Source organism: Ilumatobacter sp., assembly GCF_965215205.1.
Lineage (GTDB): Bacteria > Actinomycetota > Acidimicrobiia > Acidimicrobiales > Ilumatobacteraceae > Ilumatobacter_A.
The window spans coordinates 681,736-703,480 of sequence record NZ_OZ244049.1 but is presented as its reverse complement, the minus strand read 5'-3'; the positions used below and the strand labels follow the sequence as shown (position 1 = coordinate 703,480).

Here is a 21,745-nt window from a genome sequence, read left to right as displayed (position 1 = left end):
TCGGTTCTCGGAGAGTGAGGGGTCGAGGTTCGGCTCAGCCGACGTTGACGATGACGAGGGCGATCGCGGCGAGCGCGGCGGCGCCGAAGATCAGCGCACCGTACTGGTTGACCTTGCCGGACTGGACGGGCTGCAGACCGTGGCCGGTCTCGGACGCGACGTACCCGGATCCGTTGACCGCACCGTCGACCACCTTCTGGTCGATGTTGTCGTAGATCCAGGTCCCGGTGCGCTTGCCGCCCTCGCCGACGGCGTCGACCGTGCCGTCGAGGACGTTCTGGTTCACCCAGTACGCGGCGTTCGCGATCGGGTGGGCCACGGCGCGCACCACGCCGTTCTCGTAGATGTGGTCGAGGTAGTACTTGTTGACGAGGAAGCGGTGGCCGGCGCGGGCGAGACCGTTGCGTTCGGTCAGACCGACCAGGCGCGGGTCCCGCCGGCCGTAGTACGCGACGCAGAAGGCGATCGCGAGCGCGTAGCCGACCAGGACGACCCCGATCGACAGCGCGATCTTGCCGATCGTCGGCACGGCGTGGCTGACCGCCGGGAAGTAGCACACCGAGCCCTCGGCAGGGGCGGTGAACCCGCAGCCCTCCGTCGGTCCGCCGTCGTCCTCGCCCTCGGACGCGCCCACCGGCGCGGACGAGACGAACCCGGGCACGACCGGCGCCAGCGACTCGCCCGGACCTCCGGGGAGGGTCGCGTCGGCGGCGACCGCCTCGGGTCGGGGCTCCACGTACTTCTTCACGTACTCCCACGACTCGCCCAGCGGCGTCGCGTTGGAGAAGCCCGCCACGCACGCGAGGACGGCGAGGATCACCACCGGGATCAGGATCAGCTTGCCGGACTCGTGCGGACCGTGGTCGTCGCCGTGGTCGTCACCGTGGTCGTCGTGGCCACCGTGGGTCCCGTGGTCCGCGAGCACGGCATCTCGCCCGGCGTCGCGCCGGGCGACGTCGTGGCGGGGATCGTGGTGACGGGGGTCGTCGTGGTCGTCGACGACCGCGTGATCGGCACCGCGGGCGGCGAGCTCACCGTCGTCGGGCACGCCCTGGGGGTTGGCCGCGACGCCGCCCGAGCGGGGCGAGCCGTCGTGGCCGCCCTCGACCCGACCGCCGGCCATCGCCAGCTCCGGCTCGTGCTCCTCGATTGCGAGGTCGTGGTCGTCGGCGTGGTCGTCGTGGTGCTCGCCGGCCGCCGCGCCGCGCGCCTCGCCGAAGAAGGTGAGGTAGGTCGCCCGCGTCATGTACATCGCGGTCAGGGCCGCTCCGCCGAGCGCCACCCAGAACAGGAACGTGTAGCCGTTGTTGCCGACGTTGTCGATGATCTCGTCCTTCGACCAGAAGCCGGCGAACGGCGCCACCCCGGTCAGCGCGAGGGTCGAGACGATCCAGGCGGCGAACGTCACCGGCATGTGCTTGCGCAGCCCGCCCATGTCCTTCTTCATGTCGAAGGAGTGGTGCGAGCCCGAGTGGCTGATCGACCCGGCGCACAGGAAGAGGCAGCACTTGAAGAAGGCGTGGGTGAACACGTGGAACACGGCCGGCAGCCAGGCACCGGTGCCGAGGCCGAGCATCATGTAGCCGAGCTGGCTCACCGTCGAGTACGCGAGCACCTTCTTGATGTCGTCCTGCACGAACGCGAGCAGCGCGGCGATGACGATCGTGATCGCGCCGATCACGGCGATGAAGCTGAGCCCTCCGTTCGCGATGTTGAACCCCTCCCAGAACACCGGGTAGATGCGGGCGACGAGGAACACCCCGGCAACCACCATCGTCGAGGAGTGCAGCAGCGACGACACCGGCGTCGGGCCGGCCATCGCGTCGGGCAGCCAGGTGTGCAGAGGGAACTGGCCGGACTTGCCGATGCAGGCGATGAACAGCGCGATCGCTCCGACGAGGATCGCGGCCCCGCTCGCGGACGAGTCGCCCGACAGGGCCCACGCCTGGATCGCCGAGATGTCGAAGCCGTTGCGGCCGGGCAGGTTGTCGGCGATCCACCCGCTGGAGGCGAAGTAGATGATCGAGGTTCCCACGAGGAGGCCGACGTCGCCGACGCGCACGGTGAAGAACGCCTTCAGGGCGGCCTTGGAGTTGGCCTCCTCCTCCCACCAGTGCCCGATCAGCATGAACGAGCACAGGCCCATGATCTCCCAGCCGAGGATCAGCTGGACCATGTTGCCGGCCATGACCATGACGAGCATCCCGGCCGAGAACAGGGTGAGCGCTCCGAAGAACTGGGTGTAGCGGCGGTCGCCGCGGACGTAGTCGAGGCTGAACACCTGCACCAGCAGCGAGATGAACGCGACGAGCCACAGCAGCAGCACCGACAGGCCGTCGGCGAACGACCCGATCCCGAACTCGAGCCCCGAGTTCTGCCACCAGGTCCACGACGAGATGACCGGCTCGATGAACGGCTCGGCCTCTCCCCCCTCCGACGCCCGTGGCACCGAGCGGGCGAACGTCGCCATCAGCCCGGCGGCCTCGCCGCCGTGCTCCTCGGCGGAGTCGACCCGCGCCATCCACTGGATCGCCGCTGCGGTGGAGAGGACGAACGACGCGCCGATCGTGGCGAGGCCGACCTCGGAGCCGCCGTTGGGCATCCGCTTGCCGAACAGCGTGATCACGACGAAGCCGAGCGCGGGGACGAGCGCGACGAGCCAGAGGTTGTCGAGGAACCAGCCCGAGGTCAGGTCGAGCGCGGCGTGGGTCTCTTCGGCGGCGAGCACGTCAGCCCCTCAGTTCCGACAGCTCGTCGAGCGAGATCGAGCGGCGGTTGCGGTAGATCAGCAGCACCATCGCGAGGCCGACACCGACCTCGGCGGCCGCGATCGCGATCACGAACAGGGCGAACACCTGGCCGTCGACGTCGCCGTTCATCAGCGCGAAGGCGATCAGGTTGAGGTTGACGGAGTTCAGCACCAGCTCGATGGACATCAGCACCATCACGGCGTTGCGGCGCGCGATGACGCCGAAGACGCCGATGCAGAACAGCACGGCGGCGAGCAGGAGGAAGTTGGCGGCGAGCATCGGAGCTTCCAGTCAGTCTTTGCGGGCCAGGACGATGGCGCCGATGGCGGCGGCGAGCAGGACGAACGTCATCCCGAAGAAGGGCACCAGGTAGGGCGACAGGACCCGGTCGGCGATGCCGATGGTGGACTCGTTGTTCGCACCGGTGAGCACGAGGGGGCGATCGGCGAGGCCGAGCTGGTCGATGGTGTCGTCGTCGGTGAAGTCGAGCACCACGAAGGCGAGCAGGCCGAAGAGCACGACGGCGACGGGGATCCCCAGCGCCCACCCGGGGTTGTTCAGCCCCTCCTCGGCGCCGATGCGCGCACGGGTGAGCATGATCCCGAAGAGGAACAGCACCATCACCGCCCCGATGTACACGAGCACCTGGGACACGGCGACGAACTCGGCCGCCGCGAGGATGTACTGCGCGGCGACTCCGCCGAGGACGACGACGAGCCACAGCGCGGCGTGGACTACGTTCTTCGTCGACACCACGCAGAGCGCGCCGAAGATCATGAAGGCGGCGATGATGCCGAAGCCGATGTTCTGCGCGACGTTCACGCCCTCGGCGGCGAGCGGGCTCACTTGCCGGCACCCGCTTCCAGCGACGGAGCCTCCGGGACCGTCTCCATCCACTCGCCGAGCTTGTCCTTGTCGTGGAGCAGGTCGGCGATGCGCGGCTCGGAGTACTCGTACTCGGGGCTCCAGAACAGCGCGTCGAACGGGCACACCTCGACGCAGATCCCGCAGTACATGCACAGCGCGTAGTCGATGTCGAACCGGTCGAGGTGGTTGACCTGGCGCGGCTTGCCGCCCGCGCGGCGCGCCGGAGCGAGCTGCTTGTGGCCCTCGATGTAGATGCACCAGTCCGGGCAGCTGCGCGAGCACAGCATGCACGCCGTGCAGTTCTCCTCGTGGAGCGCGATGACCCCACGGGCGCGCACCGGCGGCGCCTCCTTCTCGTGGGGGTACTGGACGGTGTTGGCGCCGTCCTTCACGGTGCGGCCCATGGTGCCCATGGTGACACCGAGGCCCTTGATCAGTCCGGGGAGCTTCGGCATCAGAACGCAACCTTCAAGATGGCCGTGACGGCGATGTTGGCGAGCGAGACGGGGATGAGGAACTTCCAGGCGAACGTCTGGAGCTGATCCTCGCGGAAGCGCGGGTAGCTGAAGCGGACCCACATGATGATCCCCACGAGGAGGAACATCTTGGTGACCAGGATCAGCGGACCGACGATGTTCATCCAGTCGGCCACCTCGTCGAGGTTCGACCAGCCGAACCACTCGAACGGGACGCCCCAGCCGCCGAGGAACAGCACCGAGGCGATGAAGCTGAACACCCCGGCGGTGGCGAACTCGGCGATGAAGAAGATCAGGAAGCGGAAGCCGGTGTACTCGGTCATGTAGCCCGACACCAGCTCGGACTCGGCGATCGGCATGTCGAACGGCGCCTGGGTCAGCTCGGCCTGCACGGCGATCATGAAGATCAGGAAGCCGATGCCCTGGGTGAGGATGAACGGGTTGCCGAGGACGCCGATCCCGAAGATCTCACCGGTGTTCTGCACCTCGACGATCCGGTTCAGGTTCATCGAGCCGGCCTGGATCACGACACCGAGGGTGGCGAGCACCATCGGGAGCTCGTAGGCGATGAGCTGGCCGGCCGCGCGCAGCCCGCCGAGGAGGCTGTACTTGTTCGCGCTCGACCAGCCCGCGATCAAGATGCCGAGCACGCTGATCGAGCCGACCGCCAGGAAGTAGAACACCCCGGCGTCGAAGTCGGTGAAGAACGCGTCGGGACCGAAGGGGACGACGACGATCAGCAGGAACGTCGACAGCAGGACGATCAGCGGTGCGATCTTGAAGATCGCCTTGTCCGCGTTGTCGGGGGCGATGTCCTCCTTCTGCATCCACTTGCCGACCTCGGCGAGGAGCTGCATCGAGCCGTAGGGACCGGCCTCCATCGGGCCGAGGCGCGACTGCATGAACGACATCATCTTGAACAGGAACAGGTAGACGATCCCGCCCGCGGGCAGCAGCACGGCGACGAGGCCGCCCACCACGCGCAGGATCGACTGACCCCAGTACGGGATCTCGACGGCGAGCGCGCTCATCGGTCGATGTCTCCGAGGATGAAGTAGAGGCTCGCGAGGATCGTGATGATGTCGGGCACGTAGACGCCCTTGAGCACCCACGGGGTGATCGAGATGTTGTTGAAGCTCGCCGAGCGGATCTTGACGCGGAACGGACCGAGGTCGCCCTTGGACACGACGTAGTAGCCCATCTCACCGAGCGGGTTCTCCGTCGAGACGTAGGCCTCGCCCTCGGGGACCTTGATGATCCGCGGGACCTTGGTCATGATCGGCCCGGAGGGGATCTGCTCGACGAGCTGCTGCACGATCTTGCACGACTCGCGCGTCTCCTGCAGCCGGATCCAGCAGCGAGCCCACGAGTCGCCGTCGGGGTGGGTCCACACCTTCCAGTCGGCCTTGTCCCACGCGAGCCCGACCGGGTTGTCGCGGCGCAGGTCGTAGTCGATGCCGCTGGCGCGCAGGTTCGGGCCGGAGAGGCCGTAGTCCTGCGCGACGTTGGCGGGGATCACGCCGATGCCGCGCATCCGGCTCTGGAAGATCTCGTTGCCGAACAGCAGGTCCTCGATCTCGTCGCAGAAGCCGATCAGCTTCTGCATCACCTGCTTGGTCTCGCTGATCCAGCCGGCGGGGAGGTCGTCCTTGAGGCCGCCGATGCGGTCGAAGTTCGGGTGGAACCGGCCGCCCGTCGCGCCCTCGATCAGGTTGAGCACGTACTCGCGGTCACGGAAGGCGAGGAACACCGGGGTGATCGCGCCCATCTGCACCCCGAGGTCGCCGAGGAACAGCGAGACGTTCGCGATCCGCGACAGCTCGAACAGGATGGTCCGGATGACCTGCGCGCGCGGCGGGGCCTCGATCTCCATCAGCTTCTCGGCGGCGAGGATGAACGGCACCTCGTTCGCGAAGCTCCCCAGCCAGTCGATCCGGTTGATCAGGGTGGTGACCTGGGGGAAGGTGCGGACCTCGGTCAGCTTCTCGTAGCCGCGGTGCATGTAGCCGGCGGACGGCTCGGCCCAGATGACCTGCTCGCCGTCGAGGCGGGCGATGATCCGCAGGGTGCCGTGGGTCGCGGGGTGCTGCGGCCCGATGTTGAGGGTCATCCCCTCGGTCTCCAGCTCGACGTTGAGGCGGGCGTCCGCGGCCTGGGCCGCGATGTAGCCGAGCTGACCCCGGTCGCTGATCATCGTCATGACGTGCTCGATTCGTCGGTTCCGTCGTCGGGTGCGCTCGCGGGCGCGGATTCGCCGGCGGTGGCCTCGTCGGAGGCGTCCGGGTCGGCGGCGACCCCCGCGGCCTCGGCCGGGACCCCGGCGTCGCGCCCGGTCTCGTCGACGCTGCGGTCGGGGCCGGTGTCGGTGTCGGTGTCGGTCACGGTCTCGGTATCGGTCACGGTCTCGGTGTCCGTCTCGGTCACGGTGTCCGTCTCGGGCTCGGGCTCGGGCTCGGTCTCGATGTCGGTCTCGGGTTCGGGCTCGGCCTCGGTCTCGGTGTCCGTCTCGGGATCCTCCGGTCCGGACGCGTCCCCCGCATCGCCGTCGGCCACGTCGGCGGGGTCGGCCGCCGCCTCGGGCGCGTCCTCGTCGGGCGTGTCGGGCTCGGCCGACGCCGGGGTCTCGTCGGTGGCCGCGTCGCCGGTCGAGCCCGCACGGTCGGCCCCGTCCGCGCCCTCGGTCGGGTCGGTCGCTTCGGCTGCGTCGTCGTCGGTCGTCGCGTCGTCGCCCGAGGCGCCGTCGTCGGCGGTGTCGTCGACGACCTCGGCGGTCGCCTCGGGGTCGATCTCACCGTCCTCGTCGGTCACCGGGACCGGCTCGTCGGCCTTCTCCTCGACGACCTCGGGCATCGGCTCGACGTCGACGATCCCCGGCCAGGGCTTGACCATCCGGGCGACGAGCGGGAAGTCCTTGCGCAGCGGGTGGCCCTCGAAGTCGCCGGGCAGGTACATGTTGCGCAGGTCGGGGTGTCCGTTGAAGCCGATCCCGAACATCTCGTGGCACTCGCGCTCGTGCCAGTTCGCCCCGGCGAACGAGCCGGTCCACGAGTCGACGACCGGCACCTCGTCGTCGACGTCGGCCTTGATCGTGATGCCGACGTGGCGTGAGATGTCGGTCAGTCGGGCGAACACCTGCATCCGGGTCTCACCACCGGTGACGCCCTGCTCGATCGTCATGTCGATCGGCTCCTTCTCGACCGTCGGATCGTCCTCGCCCTTGCCGTAGGGCGAGGGCATCCAGTCGATCGCCGAGAGGAAGCTGAAGAAGTGGAACCCCGCCGCCTTGAGCGCGGCGGCCGTCTCGGCCCACGCGTCGGTGGCGACGCGCACGAACAGGTCCTCGTTGGGGACGATCGCGAACTCGATCAGCGAGTCGCCGATGCGGGCACGCAGGTCGTCGACGATCCCTTCGCGCAGGCCGTCACCGGGCAGCGCCTGGGTCTCGTCGCCCTCCGCGGCCGGGGCGTCGTCGGAGGTCCCCGCCTCGGTGGTCTCGGCGTCACTCAACGGGCCCACCGCCCACCACGATCGGCTCGGGTCGGTTCCGCTCGGGGATGGGCATCGGGTCGGTCGAGATGTCGTGGGTGGTCTCGCCCGTGTCCTCGCCCGCGCTCGTGCGCTCGAGCTCGCGGTTGCGGCTCGCCTGCAGCGTGGTGAACTCCTGGCCCTTCCACTTGGCCTGCATGTCCTCGTTCTTGATCCGCTGCTGGAGCAGCACGACGCCCTCGAGCAGGGCTTCGGGCCGCGGCGGGCACCCCGGCACGTAGACGTCGATCGGGATGATCTGGTCGACGCCCTTGGTGACCGAGTACGAGTCCCAGTACGGGCCGCCGCAGTTCGCGCACGAGCCCATCGAGATCGCGTACTTCGGCTCGGGCATCTGCTCCCACAGGCGCTTGACGGCCGGGGCCATCTTGTCGGTGACGGTCCCCGAGACGCACACGAAGTCCGCCTGGCGGGGGCTGGCGGGGAGGGGGATGACGCCGAGGCGCATCACGTCGTAGCGCGGGGAGCCGAAGGCGGCGCCCATCTCGATCGCGCAGCACGCGAGACCCCACTGGTACACCCACAGGCTGTACGACCGTGAGATGTTGAACAGCTTCGTGAGCGGTGCCGGCATCCGGCCCTTGTCGACGAGACCCATGGTCAGTCCTTCCCTCGGTCGGTGGTCGTCGCTGGGATGGTGGGGACCGCGACACGTCCCCGGGCGATCACACCCACCTGAGCAGGCCCCGCTTCCACGCGTAGAACAGGCCGTCCAGGAGCAGCACGATGAACACGAGCATCACCACGAGCCCGAAGGTGCCGTAGCGCTCGATCGACGCCGCCCACGGGAACAGGAACACGGCCTCGACGTCGAAGATGACGAACAGCAGCGCGAACACGTAGTAGCGGATCTGGCTCTGCGACCAGCCCATGCCGACCGGATCGACGCCCGATTCGTAGGCGATGTACTTCTCCGCGGACGGCGAGGTGGGGCGCACCGCGGCTGCCAGCCCGAGCAGCAGCCCGCCGATCGCGAGGGCGGCGGCTCCGAACCAGACGACGTTGAGATAGTCCCGGAGGAAGTCGGACATACGGAGGCCGAAGATACCAGGGCTCGGGAAATCCCTCACAACCTGCCTCGGTGCCGAGTCCGCCGCATGTCACGTCGCCGGTCGCGCCGGTCCGTGCCCGCGTCGCGACCCGGCGTGGGCGATCGACCACCCACAGACGCGAACCCGTTTGATCCACGACCTCGACGGGTACGAACGACGACTGGTGGGTGTTCGCACCCACCCGTACCCGCCCACACACGAAGGACCAGCATGACCGATCAGATCGACCAGATCACCGAGACCGACGCCGAGATCGAGGAGGCCCCTGTCGCCGGGTCGTCCCGCGGCCGCCGGATGTTCCTCACCGGAGCCGGCATCGCCGGTGCCGCCGCGCTCGCCGGCAAGGCCGGGGGCGCATCCGCCGCCGACGGTGACAACGTCGTCGTGGGCGGGGACTTCGAAGGTGACTCGCCGACGAGCTTCACCAACACGAGCACCGACGACACCGCCCCCGGCACGCAGGGAGGCGAAGCGCTCGTCGGCGACATCGTGGATGCCGGCAACGGCTCGCACGCGATCCGCGGCAACACGAACGGCGTCGGCCACGCCGTCGCCGGCACGGTGCCGGCGTCGAACGCCGACAACTCCGTCGCCGCCACGTGGGGCAAGCACGACAACGGCCAGGGCGCCGGCGTCGGTGGCGTCAACGGCGCGACCGATGTCGACCTCGCCGGCCCGGCGCGCGGCGTCGAGGGCCTCGTGCTCGAGAACACCAACGGCTCCCACGCCGTGTTCGGCGCCACCGTCGGTGCCGGGCACTCGATCGCCGGCGACACGCCGGCCGACGCGACGGGTCCCGACGGGACCGGCCAGAACACGACGGCCGCGACGTGGGGACGCCACCAGGGCATCGGCGCCGGCATCGGCGGCATCTCGGTCGGCGGCTACGGCGGCGAGTTCGTGGGCGGCAAGTCCCACGTGCGCCTGATCCAGGTCGACAACAGCGACCTCGGCGACGACGAGACCGCCGTCGACGGTCCCCCGACCGACGACGACCACGAGAACGGCGAGCTCTTCGTCGACGGCAACGGCACGCTGTACCTGTACAACGGCTCGAGCTGGTCCAGCGTCACCACGACGCAGGCGGCCTTCACCGACGCCCAGCGCGCCTACGACTCCCGCGAGGGTCTGGAGCCGGGTGACGGCGACGACAACAAGGGCCGCATCTCGAGCGGTGAGACCACGACCATCGACCTCACGACCTACACCGACTTCACGGCCGGCTCGGTGTCGGCGTCGATCAGCGTCACCGTCACCTCGACCGACGCGATCGGCTACCTCACCGTCTTCAACGGCGACACCGACGACGACGATCGCCCGACCGTCTCCCAGGTCACCTGGGGCATGGCCGGCACCCGTACGACGAACAGCTTCCCCGTCTCCGTCGGCTCCGACGGCACCATCAAGGTGTACTGCGGCGAGGGCTCCTGCGACTTCGTCGTCGACGTCTCGGGCTGATCGCCACCTGATCCACCGGCACCACCGCCGTGATCCCGCCTCGGGCGGGTCCACGGCGGTGGGAGCGGACGGAGCCGCCGGTGCGCCGGCGGCTCCGTCGCGTCCGGACCGAGCGCGGCCGGACCGGTCAGATCGAGGCCAGTCGGCCCGAGAGGCGTTCCGCCGCCAGCGTCAGCGCTGCGACGACCCCCGCCTCGTCGCCGTCCTGCGGGAAGCGGAACGACGGGCCCTGCACGTAGAGCGCGTGCTCCCAGCGCCCCTCGAGCCCGCGGAACGCCGTCGCGAGCGACGTCACGCCCGGGTCGAGCCGCTCGCGCGAGATCACGACGCCGTCGCTGCGCGCGTCCTCGACCCAGCGACGGAGCACGGCGGGGTCGGTGACCGACCCCTCGTGGAGGGCGACCAACGGCAGATCCAGGTAGCGCGCCAGGCGGTCGTCGTCGAAGTGGGCGAGCAGGGCGAGGCCCGACGCCACCCCGTGCAGGGGGAACGACTGCCCGGTCTGGTCCACGATCGTGACGAGCTCGTCGCCGTCGTCGACGTTGTCGACCCAGAACACCTCGTCACCGTCGAGGGAGGTGAACCCGGCGCTGCCGCCCGTGCGGGCGGCGAGCTCCTCGACGTGCGGCCGCACGAGCGCCACCAGGTTCGCCTGCGGGTCGCCGGCCGCGGCGAGGGCAGCCAGCCCGGTGCCGATCGCGTACCCGCCTCCGGTCTCGACCTGCTCGACGGCGCGCTCGGCCTCGAGCGCCGACAGCAGGCGCGAGACGGTCGACTTGGGCAGATCGGTGCGGTCGGCGATCTCGGTCACCCCGAGCGGTCCACCCACGAGCGCGCGCAGCACGGCGAACCCGCGCTCGATCGACTGGACTCCGGACATCTCACGTGCTCCCTGGTCGTGGCCGACGTGGGGTCCGCTCCGCCGGTACCCTGTGCGGTGCGCCGCTCTCGGAGCGGGCCCAGAGGGGCCGGGCGCGAACTCGTCGGCGCCGTGTTCCACCATACGGTACTGTTCCACCAAACGGAACCGCCGGACCGCTTCGAACCCGGGTCGCACGACCCGCCCATCCCTCGGGAGGCACACATGACCGACATCGGACCCGATGACGATCCCGACGCCGAGATCGACCTCGCCACGCTCAGCGACGAGGACCTGACGCTGCAGATGCACGACGACCTCTACGACGGCCTCAAGGAGGAGATCGCCGAGGGGACGACGATCCTGCTCGACCGGGGCTGGAGCGCCGAGAGGGTGCTCAACGACGCCCTCGTCGAGGGGATGCGCATCGTCGGCATCGACTTCCGCGACGGCATCCTCTTCGTGCCCGAGGTGCTCCTCTCGGCGAACGCGATGAAGGCCGGGATGGAGATCCTGCGGCCGCTGCTCGCCGAGACGGGGGTGGCGTCGATCGGCAAGGTGGTGATCGGCACCGTCAAGGGCGACATCCACGACATCGGCAAGAACCTCGTCGCGATGATGCTCGAGGGAGCCGGCTTCGAGGTGCACGACCTCGGGATTAACACCGACGTCGACGAGTTCCTCGCGGCGCTCGACGAGCACCGACCCGACATCCTCGGCATGTCGGCCCTGCTGACCACGACGATGCCCTACATGAAGGTCGTCATCGACACCCTCACCGAGAAGGGCCGCCGCGACGACCAGATCGTGCTCGTCGGCGGAGCGCCGCTGAACCAGGAGTTCGGCGACGCGATCGGAGCGGACGCCTACTGCCGCGACGCGGCCGTCGCCTCGGAGATGGCCAAGCAGCTGGTGCTCGACCGGCGCGGGCGGCGCGAACCCGCGGGCCCGTCCGTCGGCGTCTGACGTGCCGGCGCGCACCCTGGTCATCGCATGCGGAGCGCTGGCGCGCGAGCTGCTGGCGATCACGCGGCTGAACGGGCTCGACGCGGTGACCATCGAGTGCCTGCCGGCGGCGCTGCACAACCGCCCGAGCGAGATCCCCGACGCCGTGCGCGCACGCATCCGGCGCGCCCGTGCCGAGGGAGTCGAGCCGGATCCGCCGACCGGCGCGGGCGGCCTCGACCCGGTCGACTCGCCGACGGTGATCACCACGTCCGCCGACGCCGTCGGAGCGCGCCGTGAACCGGTCGGCGAGATCTTCGTCGCGTACGCCGACTGCGGGACCGGGGGCCTGCTGGCTCGCGTGTGCGAGGAGGAGGGCGTCGAGATGATGCACGGCGCCCACTGCTACGAGTTCTTCGCGACCGCCCCGCGCTTCGCGGAGATCCAGGACGCCGAGATCGGGTCGTTCTACCTCACCGACTTCCTCGTGCGTCACTTCGACCGGATGGTGTGGTCGGGCCTCGGCCTCGACCGCCACCCCGAGTTGCTGCCGATGTACTTCGGCAACTACACCCGCCTCGTGTACCTCGCCCAGAGCGACGACCCGGCCTTGCTCGCGGGCGCCGAGCGTGCGGCCGAGCGGCTCGGGCTCTCGATGATCGTCGAGGACACCGGCTACGGCGAGCTCGGCACGACGATGGTGAGCCTCGCCGGGGTGCGCAGGTGAGCGCCGGCGACGGCGTCGCACGGCCGAGCGCCGACCTCGGCCCCGACCAGGGCTCGACGCGCGAGCGGCGCTCGTCGGCGCGGCGCGGCCGGCGCTCGGGTGGGGCGCTGACCACGATCGCGTGGCGCGACATCCCCGCCCAGCTCACCGCGCGCAGCGGCGGCGATCAGCACAAGGTGCTGCTCCACGCCCGCTTCCAGCACGCGATCGACCGTGCGGCGGCGGTCGCCGGGCTGACGTCGACCAACGACTACGTCCAGCGGTGGCGGTCGACGGCGGAACCCCTCCCGGAGACCGACGACGTCGCCGAGCTCCTCGAGCGGCGCAGCCGCGAGCTCGACGACGAGTACCCGCGCGCGCGCCTGGAGGCGCTCGTCGCGAACGGCGGCCTCGAGCCGGGGAGCGACGACGGACGAGCCGCCGCGGCCGAGCACCCGAACGAACACGACCGGAGGAACGAACCGTGACCGAGACCATCATCAGCTCCGCGACCCGCGAGGTCGTCATCGGCTTCGACCGGCCCTTCGTCATGATCGGCGAGCGGATCAACCCGACCGGGCGAAAGCTGCTCGCCGAGGAGATGAAGGCGGGCGACTTCGACCGGGTGGCGTCCGACGCCCTCGAGCAGGTCGCGGGCGGCGCCCAGATGCTCGACGTGAACGCGGGCATCCCGCTCGCCGACGAGCCGGCGCTGCTCGCCCAGGCGATCCAGCTCGTCCAGTCGGTCACCGACGTCCCGCTGTCGATCGACTCCTCGATCATCGAGGCGCTCGAGGCGGGGTGCGCCGTCTACCGGGGCAAGCCGCTGATCAACTCGGTGACGGGTGAGGACGAGCAGATGGAGCGCGTGCTGCCCCTGGTGAAGCGCTACGGCGCGGCGGTCGTCGCGATCTCGAACGACGAGACCGGCATCTCGGAGGATCCCGACGTGCGCTTCGAGGTCGCGCGCAAGATCGTCAACCGCGCCGCGGACCACGGCATCCCGGCGTCCGACGTCGTCGTCGACCCGCTCGTCATGCCGATCGGTGCCGTCGGCCAGGCCGGCCAGCAGGTGTTCGCGCTGCTGCGCCGCCTGGTCACCGAGCTCGGCGTCAACACGACGTGCGGCGCGTCGAACGTGAGCTTCGGGCTGCCCCAGCGGCACTCGATCACGGGGACCTTCCTGTCGATGGCGATCGCCAACGGGATGACCTCCGCGATCATGAGCCCGCTGCACGCCGAGGTGAAGACCGCGGTGAAGGCGGCCGACGTGCTGATGGGCCACGACCGCGACTGCGGCGCCTGGATCGCCGAGCGCCGAGAGGGCGGTCAGGCGGCAGGCGGCGACGGTGACGGCGCCGGCGCGCCCCGCCGCCGCGGCGGACGCCGGGCCCGGCGCTCCGAGTCGTGACGATCGCCGCCGACCGTCGCGGGTCGTCGACGGAGCAGGTGGCGTCGCGGTGAGCGAGCGGCGCGTCGTGTTCACCCCGGTCGGCCTCACCGCCCGCGTCCCGGACGGCACGACCGTGCTCGACGCCGCCCGGTCGGTGGGCGCCGACCTGGACTCGACCTGCGGGGGGCGCGGCCTGTGCGGGCGCTGCCAGATCGTGCCGTCGACCGGGTCGTTCCCGAAGTGGAACGTCGCCTCCGACGCGGACTCGCTCACCGCGTGGTCGTCGACCGAGGACGACTACTCGGGACGCCGTGCGCTCGCGGACGGCGCTCGGCTCGGCTGCGCCGCCCGGGTGCGCGGCGACGTGGTGGTCGAGATCCCCGCCACCAGCCAGGTGCACCGCCCCCTCGTGCGCAAGTCCGTCGACGTCGGCGACATCACGGTCGACCCGATCGTCAAGCTGCACTACGTGGAGATCCCCCGCGCGGAGCTCGGCGTCGAGGTGGGCGGGTTGCACCAGCAGATCGTCGAGCGGCTCGCCGTCGACTTCGACGTGCGCCCCACCGAGATCGCGACGCACGTGCTCCCCCGCCTCGCGCCGTGCGCGAAGGACGGCGGCATCACGGTCGCGGTGCGCGAGCGCCGACGGATCACCGCGGCGTTCGCCGGCTACGTCGACCGGGCCGTGGGCGTCGCTGTCGACGTCGGATCGACCACGATCGCCGGCCACCTCGTCGACCTCGCGACCGGCGAGGTGCTCGCGACGAACGGGGTGATGAACCCCCAGATCCGCTTCGGCGACGACCTCATGTCGCGGGTGTCGTACGTGATGATGAACCCCGGCGGGGAGGTCGAGCTGACCCGGGCCGTGCGCACGGCGCTCGACGCGATGATCGGCGACCTCGTCGACGACGTCGGGCTCGAGCGCGCCGCCGTGCTCGACGCGGTGCTCGTCGGCAACCCGATCATGCACCACCTCGTGCTGGGGATCGACCCCACCCCGCTCGGCCAGGCCCCGTTCACCCTCGCCACCGACGGCGCCGTCGACACGACCGCCACCGAGCTCGGCCTCGACGCTCCGAACGCGACCGTCCACCTGCTCGCGTGCATCGCCGGTCACGTCGGCGCCGACACCGCGGCGGTCATCCTCTCGGAGGGACCCCACCGCTCCACCGGGCGCCAGCTCGTCGTCGACGTGGGGACCAACGCCGAGATCGTGTTCGGCGACTCGACGCTCCTGCTGGCCGCGTCGAGCCCGACGGGGCCCGCGTTCGAGGGGGCCCAGATCTCCGCCGGCCAGCGGGCGACGACCGGGGCGATCGAGCGGGTGCGCATCGATCGCTCGACGCTCGAGCCGCGGATCAAGGTGATCGGGGCGGACAGCTGGTCCGACGAGGCGACCTTCGTCGCCGACACGATGCGCCTCGACGTCACCGGGGTCTGCGGGTCCGGCATCATCGAGGTGGTCGGCGAGATGTACCTCTCGGGGATCATCGACGTCGACGGCACGATCCGCGGCGACGCGGTGCGCGCCGACGGCAGCGCGTCTGCGCGGATCGTCGCCGACGGCCGCACCTTCTCCTACGTGCTGCACGAGGGCGACGGAGCCGAGGAGATCCGCGTCACCCAGGACGACGTGCGCGCCATCCAGCTCGCGAAGGCGGCCCTGCGCGCCGGCATCGACCTGCTCGTCGAGCACGCCGGCGGGCCCGCCCTCGACGAGGTCGACTCCGTCCGCCTCGCCGGCGCGTTCGGTGCGCACATCGACCCCCTGTACGCGAAGGTGCTCGGGCTCGTCCCCGACGTCGCGGTCGATCGCGTCCGCAGCGTCGGCAACGCCGCCGGAGCGGGAGCGGTCCGCGCCCTCGTGTCGGCGGCGCAGCGCGAGGAGATCGCCCAGGCGGTTCGCCGCGTGCGCAAGATCGAGACGGCGACCGAGGTGCGGTTCCAGGAGCTGTTCGTCGCGGCGATGGGGTTCCCCCACACCACGGAGCCGACGCCGCTGCTCGCGAGCGAGATCGCCCTGCCGGCGCCCCGGCCGCGCTCGGACTCGGGGCGTCGCCGACGCCGCTCGCGCCGCTGAGCCCGACACGACCCGCCACCGCCGCCCGACGTCGATCCCGACGGCGCCGCCCCGCCCGGACGCACCTGCGGTCACCGGGCTCCGCAGGGTTCTGTATGATGGAACCGTTCCGGATCGCGGAACGGATCACGTTCGGAACGGTCGACAGGTCGTCAGACCGTCAGGCCGTCAGGCCGTCAGGGGGGACGACATGCCCGAAGCACGCCAGGGTCGACGATCGGGAGGGCGCGCAGGGCGCTCCGCGGCGCGCGCCGCGCACGCTCCGGCCGCGCCCGCCTACCTCACCCGATCGATCCCGCCCTACCGCATCACCTCCGAGGAGTCGCTGGAGACGATCGAGGCCAACGCCGACACCCTGCTCGCCGAGGTCGGCATCGAGTTCCGCAACCACCCGCGCTCGCTCGAGCTGATGCGCGACGCCGGCTGCGACGTCGACGGCGAGCGCGTCCGCTTCCCGCGCGGTCTGTGCCGCTCGATCATCCGCGAGCACGCGCCGAGCACGTACACGCAGCACGCCCGCGACCCCGCCCGCAGCGTTCGCATCGGCGGCGACGCCACCGTGTTCGCGCCCAACTACGGCTCGCCGTTCGTGTTCGACCTCGACCGCGGTCGCCGCTACGGCACGATCGACGACTTCCGCGACATCGTCAAGCTGACCTACCTGTCGCCGAACCTGCACCACTCGGGCGGGACCGTGTGCGAACCGGTCGACGTCGCGGTCGACGAGCGCCACCTCGACATGGTCCACGCCCACCTCACCTTCAGCGACAAGGCGCTGATGGGGTCGGTCACGGCGGGGTCTCGGGCCGCCGACTCGATCGACCTGGTGCGGATCGCTCTCGGCGGCGACCTGCGTGACGAGACCGGTGTCGAGCGGACCGTGCTGTCGTCGCTGATCAACGCGTCGTCGCCGCTCGTGTGGGACGACACGATGCTCGACGCGGCCGAGACCTACGCCGCCGCCAACCAGGCGTGCATCATCTCGCCGTTCATCCTGGCGGGGGCGATGGCGCCGACGACCGCGGCGGGCGTCGCGACCCAGACCCTCGCCGAGGCGATGGCCGGGATGACGTTCTGCCAGCTCGTGCGCCGGGGCGCTCCCGTGGTGTTCGGGTCGTTCGCGTCGTCGATGTCGATGGCCACGGGGGCCCCCACCTTCGGCACCCCCGAGCCGGCCGTCGTCCTCTACACCGTGGCCGAGCTCGCGCGGCGGCTCGGGGTGCCGTTCCGCTCCGGCGGGTCGCTGTGCGCCTCGAAGATCCCCGATGCGCAGGCCGCGTACGAGTCGGCGTCGACGATCATCCCGACGATGATGGCCGGGGTCAACTTCGTCCTGCACTCCGCGGGGTGGATGGAGGGCGGCCTCGCGTTCGGGTACGAGAAGTTCGTGCTCGACGCCGATCAGCTCGGGATGATGGCGACCTTCGCCCGCGGGCTCGACGTGTCCGAGAACGGCCAGGCGATCGACGCTCTGCGCGAGCACACCCCCGGCGAGCACTTCCTCGGGACCGCCCACACGTTCGCGAACTTCGAGACCGCCTTCTACCGGTCGCCGATCGCGGACAACTCGAGCTTCGAGCAGTGGACCGAGGACGGGGCCACCGACGCCGCCCAGCGGGCGAACGTCGCCTGGAAGGCGGCGCTGCGCGACTACGAGCCCCCGCCTCTGGACGACGCGATCGCCGCCGAGCTGGCGGACCACGTCGAGCGCCGCCGCGCCGAGATCCGCGCCGACCGCAGCTGAGCCGGCCCCCGGTCGCGCCGACGCGACCCGCGGCCCGGCGTCGGTGTCGGGTGTCGGTGGCCGGTCGTGCACGGCCGCGGGTGGTGGGAGCTCGTCACCCCGTGGCTACGGTCGCGACATGGATCCCACCACGATCGACGTCCTCGACACCGGACCGCTCGTCGACTCCGGGGCGCTGGCCGATCTGCTCGGGTGGACCCTCAAGCCCGAGGGGCTGTGCCGCGACGACCGCTGCGTGATGGTGCCCGACCGCGACGCCCTCGTGCGCGACGGTCGCGTCGACCTGCGGGTGGCGGCCGATCTCCTCGACCGCCCGGTCGCCGTCGACGACGTGACCGGTCTCGTGGCGATCGGCGCGCACCGCGGGCGGCGGCGGTCCGCGCTCAGCGACCTGAAGGCGCCCGACTTCACCCTCCCCGACCTCGACGGGACGTACCACGCCCTGTCCGACCACCGATCGAAGAAGCGCCTCCTCGTCGCGTTCTCCAGTTGGTGAGGTTGCCTCTACGACCTGCCAGGTTGGCAGGCCCTCCAGGACGAGCTGTCCGACCACGCGCTCCAGGTGATCGCCGTCGCGATCGACGAGGACGTCGAGCGCATCGGTGACTACGTCCGCGACGAGACCGACGGCATCTCCTACCCGGTGCTGATCGACGCGCAGCACCTGCTGACCGAGCTGTACGCGATCTCCAACGTCCCGACGGTGGTGCTGATCGACCCGGACGACACCATCGTGCAGCCGAACTGGAACGCCTACGCGACCGACACCTTCAAGGACTACACGGGCGTCGACTCGGGGCGCCAGCTCGACGCGATCCGTCGCTGGGTGATCGACGACGAGGCGATGATGACCCCTGACGAGGCGCGCGGCGCGGTGGGTGACCTCACCGGCGAGGAGGAGCAGGCCCGCCTGCGGTTCCGCATCGCGCTGCGGCTGCGCGACGACGGCGACGACGAGGGCGCGGCGCGCAACTTCGACCGGGCCGCCGAGCTCGCGCCGCACGACTGGACGATCCGGCGGGCGGCGATGCCGCTGCGCGGAGGTGACCCGTTCGGGCCCGAGTTCTTCGAGCTCGCCGAGGAGCACCGGGCGGCGGGTCGCCCGTACCACGGCGTCGCGGCCGCCGATCGGGCCTAGGTCCACGCGAGGCGCAGCCGGTGCCCGACGTCTTCCACCTCGGGTTGTCGCGCGGCGATCTCGACGGCGCGACCGTCGCGATCGTGCCCGGTGACCCGGGCCGCGTCGGGCGGATCGCGGAGCTGCTCGACGACGCCCGACCCGCCGCGTCCGAGCGCGAGTTCACCTCGGTGGTCGGCCGCCTCGACGGCTCCCCGATCGTCGTGTGCTCGACCGGGATCGGCGGACCGTCGACGTCGATCGCCGTCGAGGAGCTCGCCCAGCTCGGGGTGCGCACGTTCCTGCGCGTCGGCACGACCGGCGCCATCCAGCCCGAGATCGCCCCGGGCGACGTGATCGTCACCACGGCGTCGGTCCGCCTCGACGGAGCGAGCCGGCACTTCGCGCCGATGGAGTACCCGGCCGTCGCCGATCACGCGGTCACGACCGCCCTCGTCGACGCGGCCCACGCGACCGGAGCGACGACCCACGTCGGGGTGACGGCGTCGTCGGACACCTTCTACCCCGGCCAGGAGCGGTACGACACGGTGTCCGGACGCGTCGTCGAGCGCTTCCGGGGGAGCCTTGAGGAGTGGCGTGCGCTCGGGGTGCTCAACTACGAGATGGAGTCGGCGACCCTGCTCACGATGTGCGCCACCCACCGGTGGCGGGCGGGGTGCGTCGCCGGGGTGCTGGTGAACCGCGTCGCCGAGGAGATGCCCGACGAGAGCGCTGCCGCCGCGGTCGAGTCGACGACGATCGGGGTGGTGGTCGACGCCGCCCGCCGACTGCTGCGCGGCTGACCGGCCGACGACGTCGATCCGGGCGAGCTCAGAGGAAGCCGGGGATCGACCCGGCCGCCAGGCGGGCGATCCAGATGCTCCACGCGAGCGCGACGTTCGCGAGCCCGACGGTCAGCACCACCCGGTCGACCCCGACGCCCGCGACCCGCACCCGGGCCGAGCGCGACGCGCCGAGCACGATCGCCGCGACGGCGGCCTGCGCCACCACGAGGAGCACCCACGGGTGGTCCGACCAGGCGGCGGCCCACTCGCCGTGGACCAGGTGCCGTGCGGAGCGGGTGACGCCGCATCCCGGGCAGTAGCCCCCCGTGCACCGCCGGAACACGCACAACCCGGGTCCGTCGTCGGTCCCGGTCGCGTCGACGACCACGACGGCACCGACGAGAGCGGCCGCCCCCGTCGCCGCCCGGGACCATCCCGGCGCGCCGCGGCGGGCGATCGCGGGGGCGCTCACGATCCGGCCGCCGCGAACAGCACCAGCGCCCCCGCGATCAGGATCACGCCGACGAGGAGCACCCCGATCGCGATCGCGCCGATCACGAACGCCGCCTGGGCCATCCCACGCCGGGACGGGTCGACGAGGCCGGCGTCGACGTCGTTCATCGTCGAGCGTCCCATCAGCATCCCGGGGATCGCGATGAGCTGGCAGCACACGAGACCGACGATCGACAGCGCCAGGGCGATTCCCGTGTTGGCCGTCTTCGGGTAGACCCGCGGTGCCTCGTGCGCCCGGTGGACGGGCGGGGCACCCGAGGGACCGACGGAGGGTGGACCGAGCGGTCGCCCGCCGCCGTCGACCCCGCCGCGTCGATGGTGCGTCCAGCGCGCTCCGTCCCACCACCGCTCCCCGCCCGGTCGCTCGACGTCGGGGTACCACCCCGCCGGCGTGTCACCCGCGCCCATGTCGCGCACCTCCCCGACTCGACGCCCGGGCCGACGCCGCGGCCGAGTCCGGTCGGTCGCCGCCGCCGGCCGCGACCGGCCGTGCGGCGCTCACGCCGAGGCCTGCAGGATCAGGTCGAGGTGGTCGAGGTCGTCGAGGTCGAGGACCTGCAGGTGGATCCGCTCGGCTCCCGCCTCACGCCAGCGACCGATGGTGTCGCGCACCTCGTCGGGGGTCCCGGCCACCCCGTTCTGGCGCAGCTCGCCGACCTCGCGCCCGATGGCCGACGCGCGCCGCTCCAGCTCGCCCTCGTCGGAGCCGACGCAGGCGACGAGGGCGGCGGAGAACACCATCGACGCCGGGTCGCGATCGATCTCGACGCACGCCGCACGCACCCGATCGGTCTGCTCGCCGAAGAGGTCGAGCGACGTGAACGGGGTGTTGAACTCGCTCGCGTGGCGTGCCGCGAGCATCGGCGTGCGCCGCTTCCCCCCGCCGCCGATGATGATCGGGATCGGATCCTGGACGGGCTTGGGCAGCGCCGGGGAACCCGTGATCGGGTAGCGGGGGCCGGGGTGGTCGAAGGTCTCGCCGAGCGGGGTCGACCACAACCCGGTGATCACCTCGAGCTGCTCGGCGTAGCGGTCGAAGCGCTCGCCGAGGTCGGGGAAGTCGATGCCGTACGCCTCGTGCTCGCGCTCGTACCACCCGGCACCGATGCCCAGCTCGACGCGCCCCGACGACATCTCGTCGACCTGGGCGACGGAGATCGCGAGCGGCCCCGGGAGGCGGAAGGTCGCGGCGGTCACCAGGGTGCCGAGCCGGATCGTCGAGGTCTCACGAGCGATCCCTCCGAGGGTCACCCAGGCGTCGGTCGGGCCGGGACGACCGTCACCGTCGCCCATCGAGAGGTAGTGGTCCGATCGGAAGAAACCGCCGAACCCGAGCGACTCGGCGCGCTGGGCGACCGCCAGCAGCCGAGCGTAGGTCGCGCCCTGCTGCGGCTCGGTGAACACGGTCAGGTCGCTCGGATCCATGGGTCGAGCGTACGCGCCCCGCAGCG

Annotated in this window: 23 protein-coding genes; 10 read left to right on the top strand and 13 right to left on the bottom strand. The window is 71.2% G+C overall.

From position 1 onward, the window contains the following. Positions 1 to 34 precede the first annotated feature (34 nt). The 9 genes from ACOOHC_RS03400 to ACOOHC_RS03360 form a co-directional block, all read right to left on the bottom strand. Positions 35 to 2,728, bottom strand: a complete 2,694-nt coding sequence (locus ACOOHC_RS03400; RefSeq protein ID WP_420452608.1) for an NADH-quinone oxidoreductase subunit L — start codon at positions 2,726 to 2,728, stop codon at positions 35 to 37. 1 nt (position 2,729) lies between these two features. Beyond that, positions 2,730 to 3,029 carry an NADH-quinone oxidoreductase subunit NuoK gene (gene nuoK / locus ACOOHC_RS03395; protein WP_420452607.1) on the bottom strand — a complete coding sequence of 100 codons (300 nt, stop codon included), beginning with the start codon at positions 3,027 to 3,029 and terminating at the stop codon, positions 2,730 to 2,732. 12 nt (positions 3,030 to 3,041) lie between these two features. Further along, positions 3,042 to 3,596 (bottom strand): NADH-quinone oxidoreductase subunit J, encoded by a 555-nt coding sequence (locus ACOOHC_RS03390; protein WP_420452606.1) that lies wholly within the window; start codon positions 3,594 to 3,596, stop codon positions 3,042 to 3,044. After that, positions 3,593 to 4,072 (bottom strand): NuoI/complex I 23 kDa subunit family protein, encoded by a 480-nt coding sequence (locus tag ACOOHC_RS03385; RefSeq protein ID WP_420452605.1) that lies wholly within the window; start codon positions 4,070 to 4,072, stop codon positions 3,593 to 3,595. The genes ACOOHC_RS03390 and ACOOHC_RS03385 overlap by 4 nt, the downstream gene beginning before the upstream one ends. Next, on the bottom strand, positions 4,072 to 5,124 hold the full coding sequence (locus tag ACOOHC_RS03380) for a complex I subunit 1/NuoH family protein (RefSeq protein ID WP_420452604.1): 1,053 nt from the start codon (positions 5,122 to 5,124) through the stop codon (positions 4,072 to 4,074). Before ACOOHC_RS03380 ends, ACOOHC_RS03385 begins: the two co-directional genes overlap by 1 nt. Continuing rightward, positions 5,121 to 6,293, bottom strand: a complete 1,173-nt coding sequence (locus tag ACOOHC_RS03375) for an NADH-quinone oxidoreductase subunit D (RefSeq protein ID WP_420452603.1) — start codon at positions 6,291 to 6,293, stop codon at positions 5,121 to 5,123. The genes ACOOHC_RS03380 and ACOOHC_RS03375 overlap by 4 nt, the downstream gene beginning before the upstream one ends. After that, a complete protein-coding gene (locus ACOOHC_RS03370; protein WP_420452602.1) occupies positions 6,290 to 7,609 on the bottom strand; it encodes an NADH-quinone oxidoreductase subunit C in 1,320 nt (439 codons plus the stop codon). The genes ACOOHC_RS03375 and ACOOHC_RS03370 overlap by 4 nt, the downstream gene beginning before the upstream one ends. Beyond that, a complete protein-coding gene (locus ACOOHC_RS03365; protein WP_420452601.1) occupies positions 7,593 to 8,237 on the bottom strand; it encodes an NADH-quinone oxidoreductase subunit B in 645 nt (214 codons plus the stop codon). Before ACOOHC_RS03365 ends, ACOOHC_RS03370 begins: the two co-directional genes overlap by 17 nt. 67 nt (positions 8,238 to 8,304) lie before the next feature. Further along, on the bottom strand, positions 8,305 to 8,670 hold the full coding sequence (locus tag ACOOHC_RS03360; RefSeq protein WP_420452600.1) for an NADH-quinone oxidoreductase subunit A: 366 nt from the start codon (positions 8,668 to 8,670) through the stop codon (positions 8,305 to 8,307). 231 nt (positions 8,671 to 8,901) lie between these two features. On the opposite strand from ACOOHC_RS03360, the gene ACOOHC_RS03355 reads away from it, so the two are divergent. Then, positions 8,902 to 10,149, top strand: coding sequence for a hypothetical protein (locus ACOOHC_RS03355; RefSeq protein ID WP_420452599.1), 1,248 nt, complete (start codon positions 8,902 to 8,904; stop codon positions 10,147 to 10,149). 127 nt (positions 10,150 to 10,276) lie between these two features. Here the strand turns inward: ACOOHC_RS03355 and ACOOHC_RS03350 are convergent, their stop codons facing one another. Then, on the bottom strand, positions 10,277 to 11,029 hold the full coding sequence (locus ACOOHC_RS03350; protein WP_420452598.1) for an IclR family transcriptional regulator: 753 nt from the start codon (positions 11,027 to 11,029) through the stop codon (positions 10,277 to 10,279). 204 nt (positions 11,030 to 11,233) lie between these two features. Between ACOOHC_RS03350 and ACOOHC_RS03345 the strand changes: the two genes are divergently transcribed. The 9 genes from ACOOHC_RS03345 to udp all read left to right on the top strand — a co-directional run bounded on the left by ACOOHC_RS03345 (position 11,234) and on the right by udp (position 19,799). After that, positions 11,234 to 11,974, top strand: coding sequence for a corrinoid protein (locus ACOOHC_RS03345; protein ID WP_420452597.1), 741 nt, complete (start codon positions 11,234 to 11,236; stop codon positions 11,972 to 11,974). 1 nt (position 11,975) lies between these two features. After that, on the top strand, positions 11,976 to 12,680 hold the full coding sequence (locus tag ACOOHC_RS03340) for a DUF1638 domain-containing protein (RefSeq protein ID WP_420452596.1): 705 nt from the start codon (positions 11,976 to 11,978) through the stop codon (positions 12,678 to 12,680). Next, positions 12,677 to 13,147: a virulence factor gene (locus ACOOHC_RS03335; RefSeq protein WP_420452595.1), complete on the top strand. Its 471-nt coding sequence runs from the start codon at positions 12,677 to 12,679 to the stop codon at positions 13,145 to 13,147. The genes ACOOHC_RS03340 and ACOOHC_RS03335 overlap by 4 nt, the downstream gene beginning before the upstream one ends. Further along, complete coding sequence (locus tag ACOOHC_RS03330) at positions 13,144 to 14,070, top strand: dihydropteroate synthase (RefSeq protein WP_420452594.1); 927 nt, start codon at positions 13,144 to 13,146, stop codon at positions 14,068 to 14,070. The genes ACOOHC_RS03335 and ACOOHC_RS03330 overlap by 4 nt, the downstream gene beginning before the upstream one ends. Before the next feature lie 49 nt (positions 14,071 to 14,119). Beyond that, entirely contained in the window at positions 14,120 to 16,135 is a 2,016-nt protein-coding gene (locus ACOOHC_RS03325; protein WP_420452593.1) for an ASKHA domain-containing protein, read from the top strand. 190 nt (positions 16,136 to 16,325) lie between these two features. Further along, complete coding sequence (locus ACOOHC_RS03320) at positions 16,326 to 17,879, top strand: trimethylamine methyltransferase family protein (RefSeq protein ID WP_420452592.1); 1,554 nt, start codon at positions 16,326 to 16,328, stop codon at positions 17,877 to 17,879. A 118-nt stretch (positions 17,880 to 17,997) separates the two neighbouring features. Next, the gene (locus ACOOHC_RS03315) at positions 17,998 to 18,375 is read left to right on the top strand and encodes a hypothetical protein (RefSeq protein WP_420452591.1); all 378 of its coding nucleotides are present in this window, start codon (positions 17,998 to 18,000) and stop codon (positions 18,373 to 18,375) included. A gap of 66 nt (positions 18,376 to 18,441) precedes the next feature. Continuing rightward, positions 18,442 to 19,017 carry a TlpA family protein disulfide reductase gene (locus ACOOHC_RS03310; protein ID WP_420452590.1) on the top strand — a complete coding sequence of 192 codons (576 nt, stop codon included), beginning with the start codon at positions 18,442 to 18,444 and terminating at the stop codon, positions 19,015 to 19,017. Between the two features lie 20 nt (positions 19,018 to 19,037). Then, a complete protein-coding gene (gene udp / locus ACOOHC_RS03305; protein ID WP_420452589.1) occupies positions 19,038 to 19,799 on the top strand; it encodes a uridine phosphorylase in 762 nt (253 codons plus the stop codon). A gap of 28 nt (positions 19,800 to 19,827) precedes the next feature. Here the strand turns inward: udp and ACOOHC_RS03300 are convergent, their stop codons facing one another. The 3 genes from ACOOHC_RS03300 to ACOOHC_RS03290 all read right to left on the bottom strand — a co-directional run bounded on the left by ACOOHC_RS03300 (position 19,828) and on the right by ACOOHC_RS03290 (position 21,719). Further along, a complete protein-coding gene (locus tag ACOOHC_RS03300; RefSeq protein WP_420452588.1) occupies positions 19,828 to 20,253 on the bottom strand; it encodes a DUF2752 domain-containing protein in 426 nt (141 codons plus the stop codon). After that, on the bottom strand, positions 20,250 to 20,702 hold the full coding sequence (locus ACOOHC_RS03295) for a DUF2510 domain-containing protein (RefSeq protein ID WP_420452587.1): 453 nt from the start codon (positions 20,700 to 20,702) through the stop codon (positions 20,250 to 20,252). Before ACOOHC_RS03295 ends, ACOOHC_RS03300 begins: the two co-directional genes overlap by 4 nt. A gap of 90 nt (positions 20,703 to 20,792) precedes the next feature. Next, positions 20,793 to 21,719, bottom strand: coding sequence for an LLM class F420-dependent oxidoreductase (locus tag ACOOHC_RS03290; protein WP_420452586.1), 927 nt, complete (start codon positions 21,717 to 21,719; stop codon positions 20,793 to 20,795). Positions 21,720 to 21,745 lie beyond the last annotated feature (26 nt).

Coding starts and splice junctions, on each gene's coding strand:
- ACOOHC_RS03290 (WP_420452586.1), bottom strand. CDS start 21,719: ATGGATCCGAGCGACCTGACCGTGTTCACCGAGCCGCAGCAGGGCGCG.
- ACOOHC_RS03355 (WP_420452599.1), top strand. CDS start 8,902: ATGACCGATCAGATCGACCAGATCACCGAGACCGACGCCGAGATCGAG.
- ACOOHC_RS03375 (WP_420452603.1), bottom strand. CDS start 6,293: ATGACGATGATCAGCGACCGGGGTCAGCTCGGCTACATCGCGGCCCAG.
- nuoK (WP_420452607.1), bottom strand. CDS start 3,029: ATGCTCGCCGCCAACTTCCTCCTGCTCGCCGCCGTGCTGTTCTGCATC.
- ACOOHC_RS03315 (WP_420452591.1), top strand. CDS start 17,998: ATGGATCCCACCACGATCGACGTCCTCGACACCGGACCGCTCGTCGAC.
- ACOOHC_RS03365 (WP_420452601.1), bottom strand. CDS start 8,237: ATGGGTCTCGTCGACAAGGGCCGGATGCCGGCACCGCTCACGAAGCTG.
- ACOOHC_RS03380 (WP_420452604.1), bottom strand. CDS start 5,124: ATGAGCGCGCTCGCCGTCGAGATCCCGTACTGGGGTCAGTCGATCCTG.
- ACOOHC_RS03385 (WP_420452605.1), bottom strand. CDS start 4,072: ATGCCGAAGCTCCCCGGACTGATCAAGGGCCTCGGTGTCACCATGGGC.
- ACOOHC_RS03320 (WP_420452592.1), top strand. CDS start 16,326: ATGCCCGAAGCACGCCAGGGTCGACGATCGGGAGGGCGCGCAGGGCGC.
- ACOOHC_RS03295 (WP_420452587.1), bottom strand. CDS start 20,702: ATGGGCGCGGGTGACACGCCGGCGGGGTGGTACCCCGACGTCGAGCGA.
- ACOOHC_RS03360 (WP_420452600.1), bottom strand. CDS start 8,670: ATGTCCGACTTCCTCCGGGACTATCTCAACGTCGTCTGGTTCGGAGCC.
- ACOOHC_RS03350 (WP_420452598.1), bottom strand. CDS start 11,029: ATGTCCGGAGTCCAGTCGATCGAGCGCGGGTTCGCCGTGCTGCGCGCG.
- ACOOHC_RS03345 (WP_420452597.1), top strand. CDS start 11,234: ATGACCGACATCGGACCCGATGACGATCCCGACGCCGAGATCGACCTC.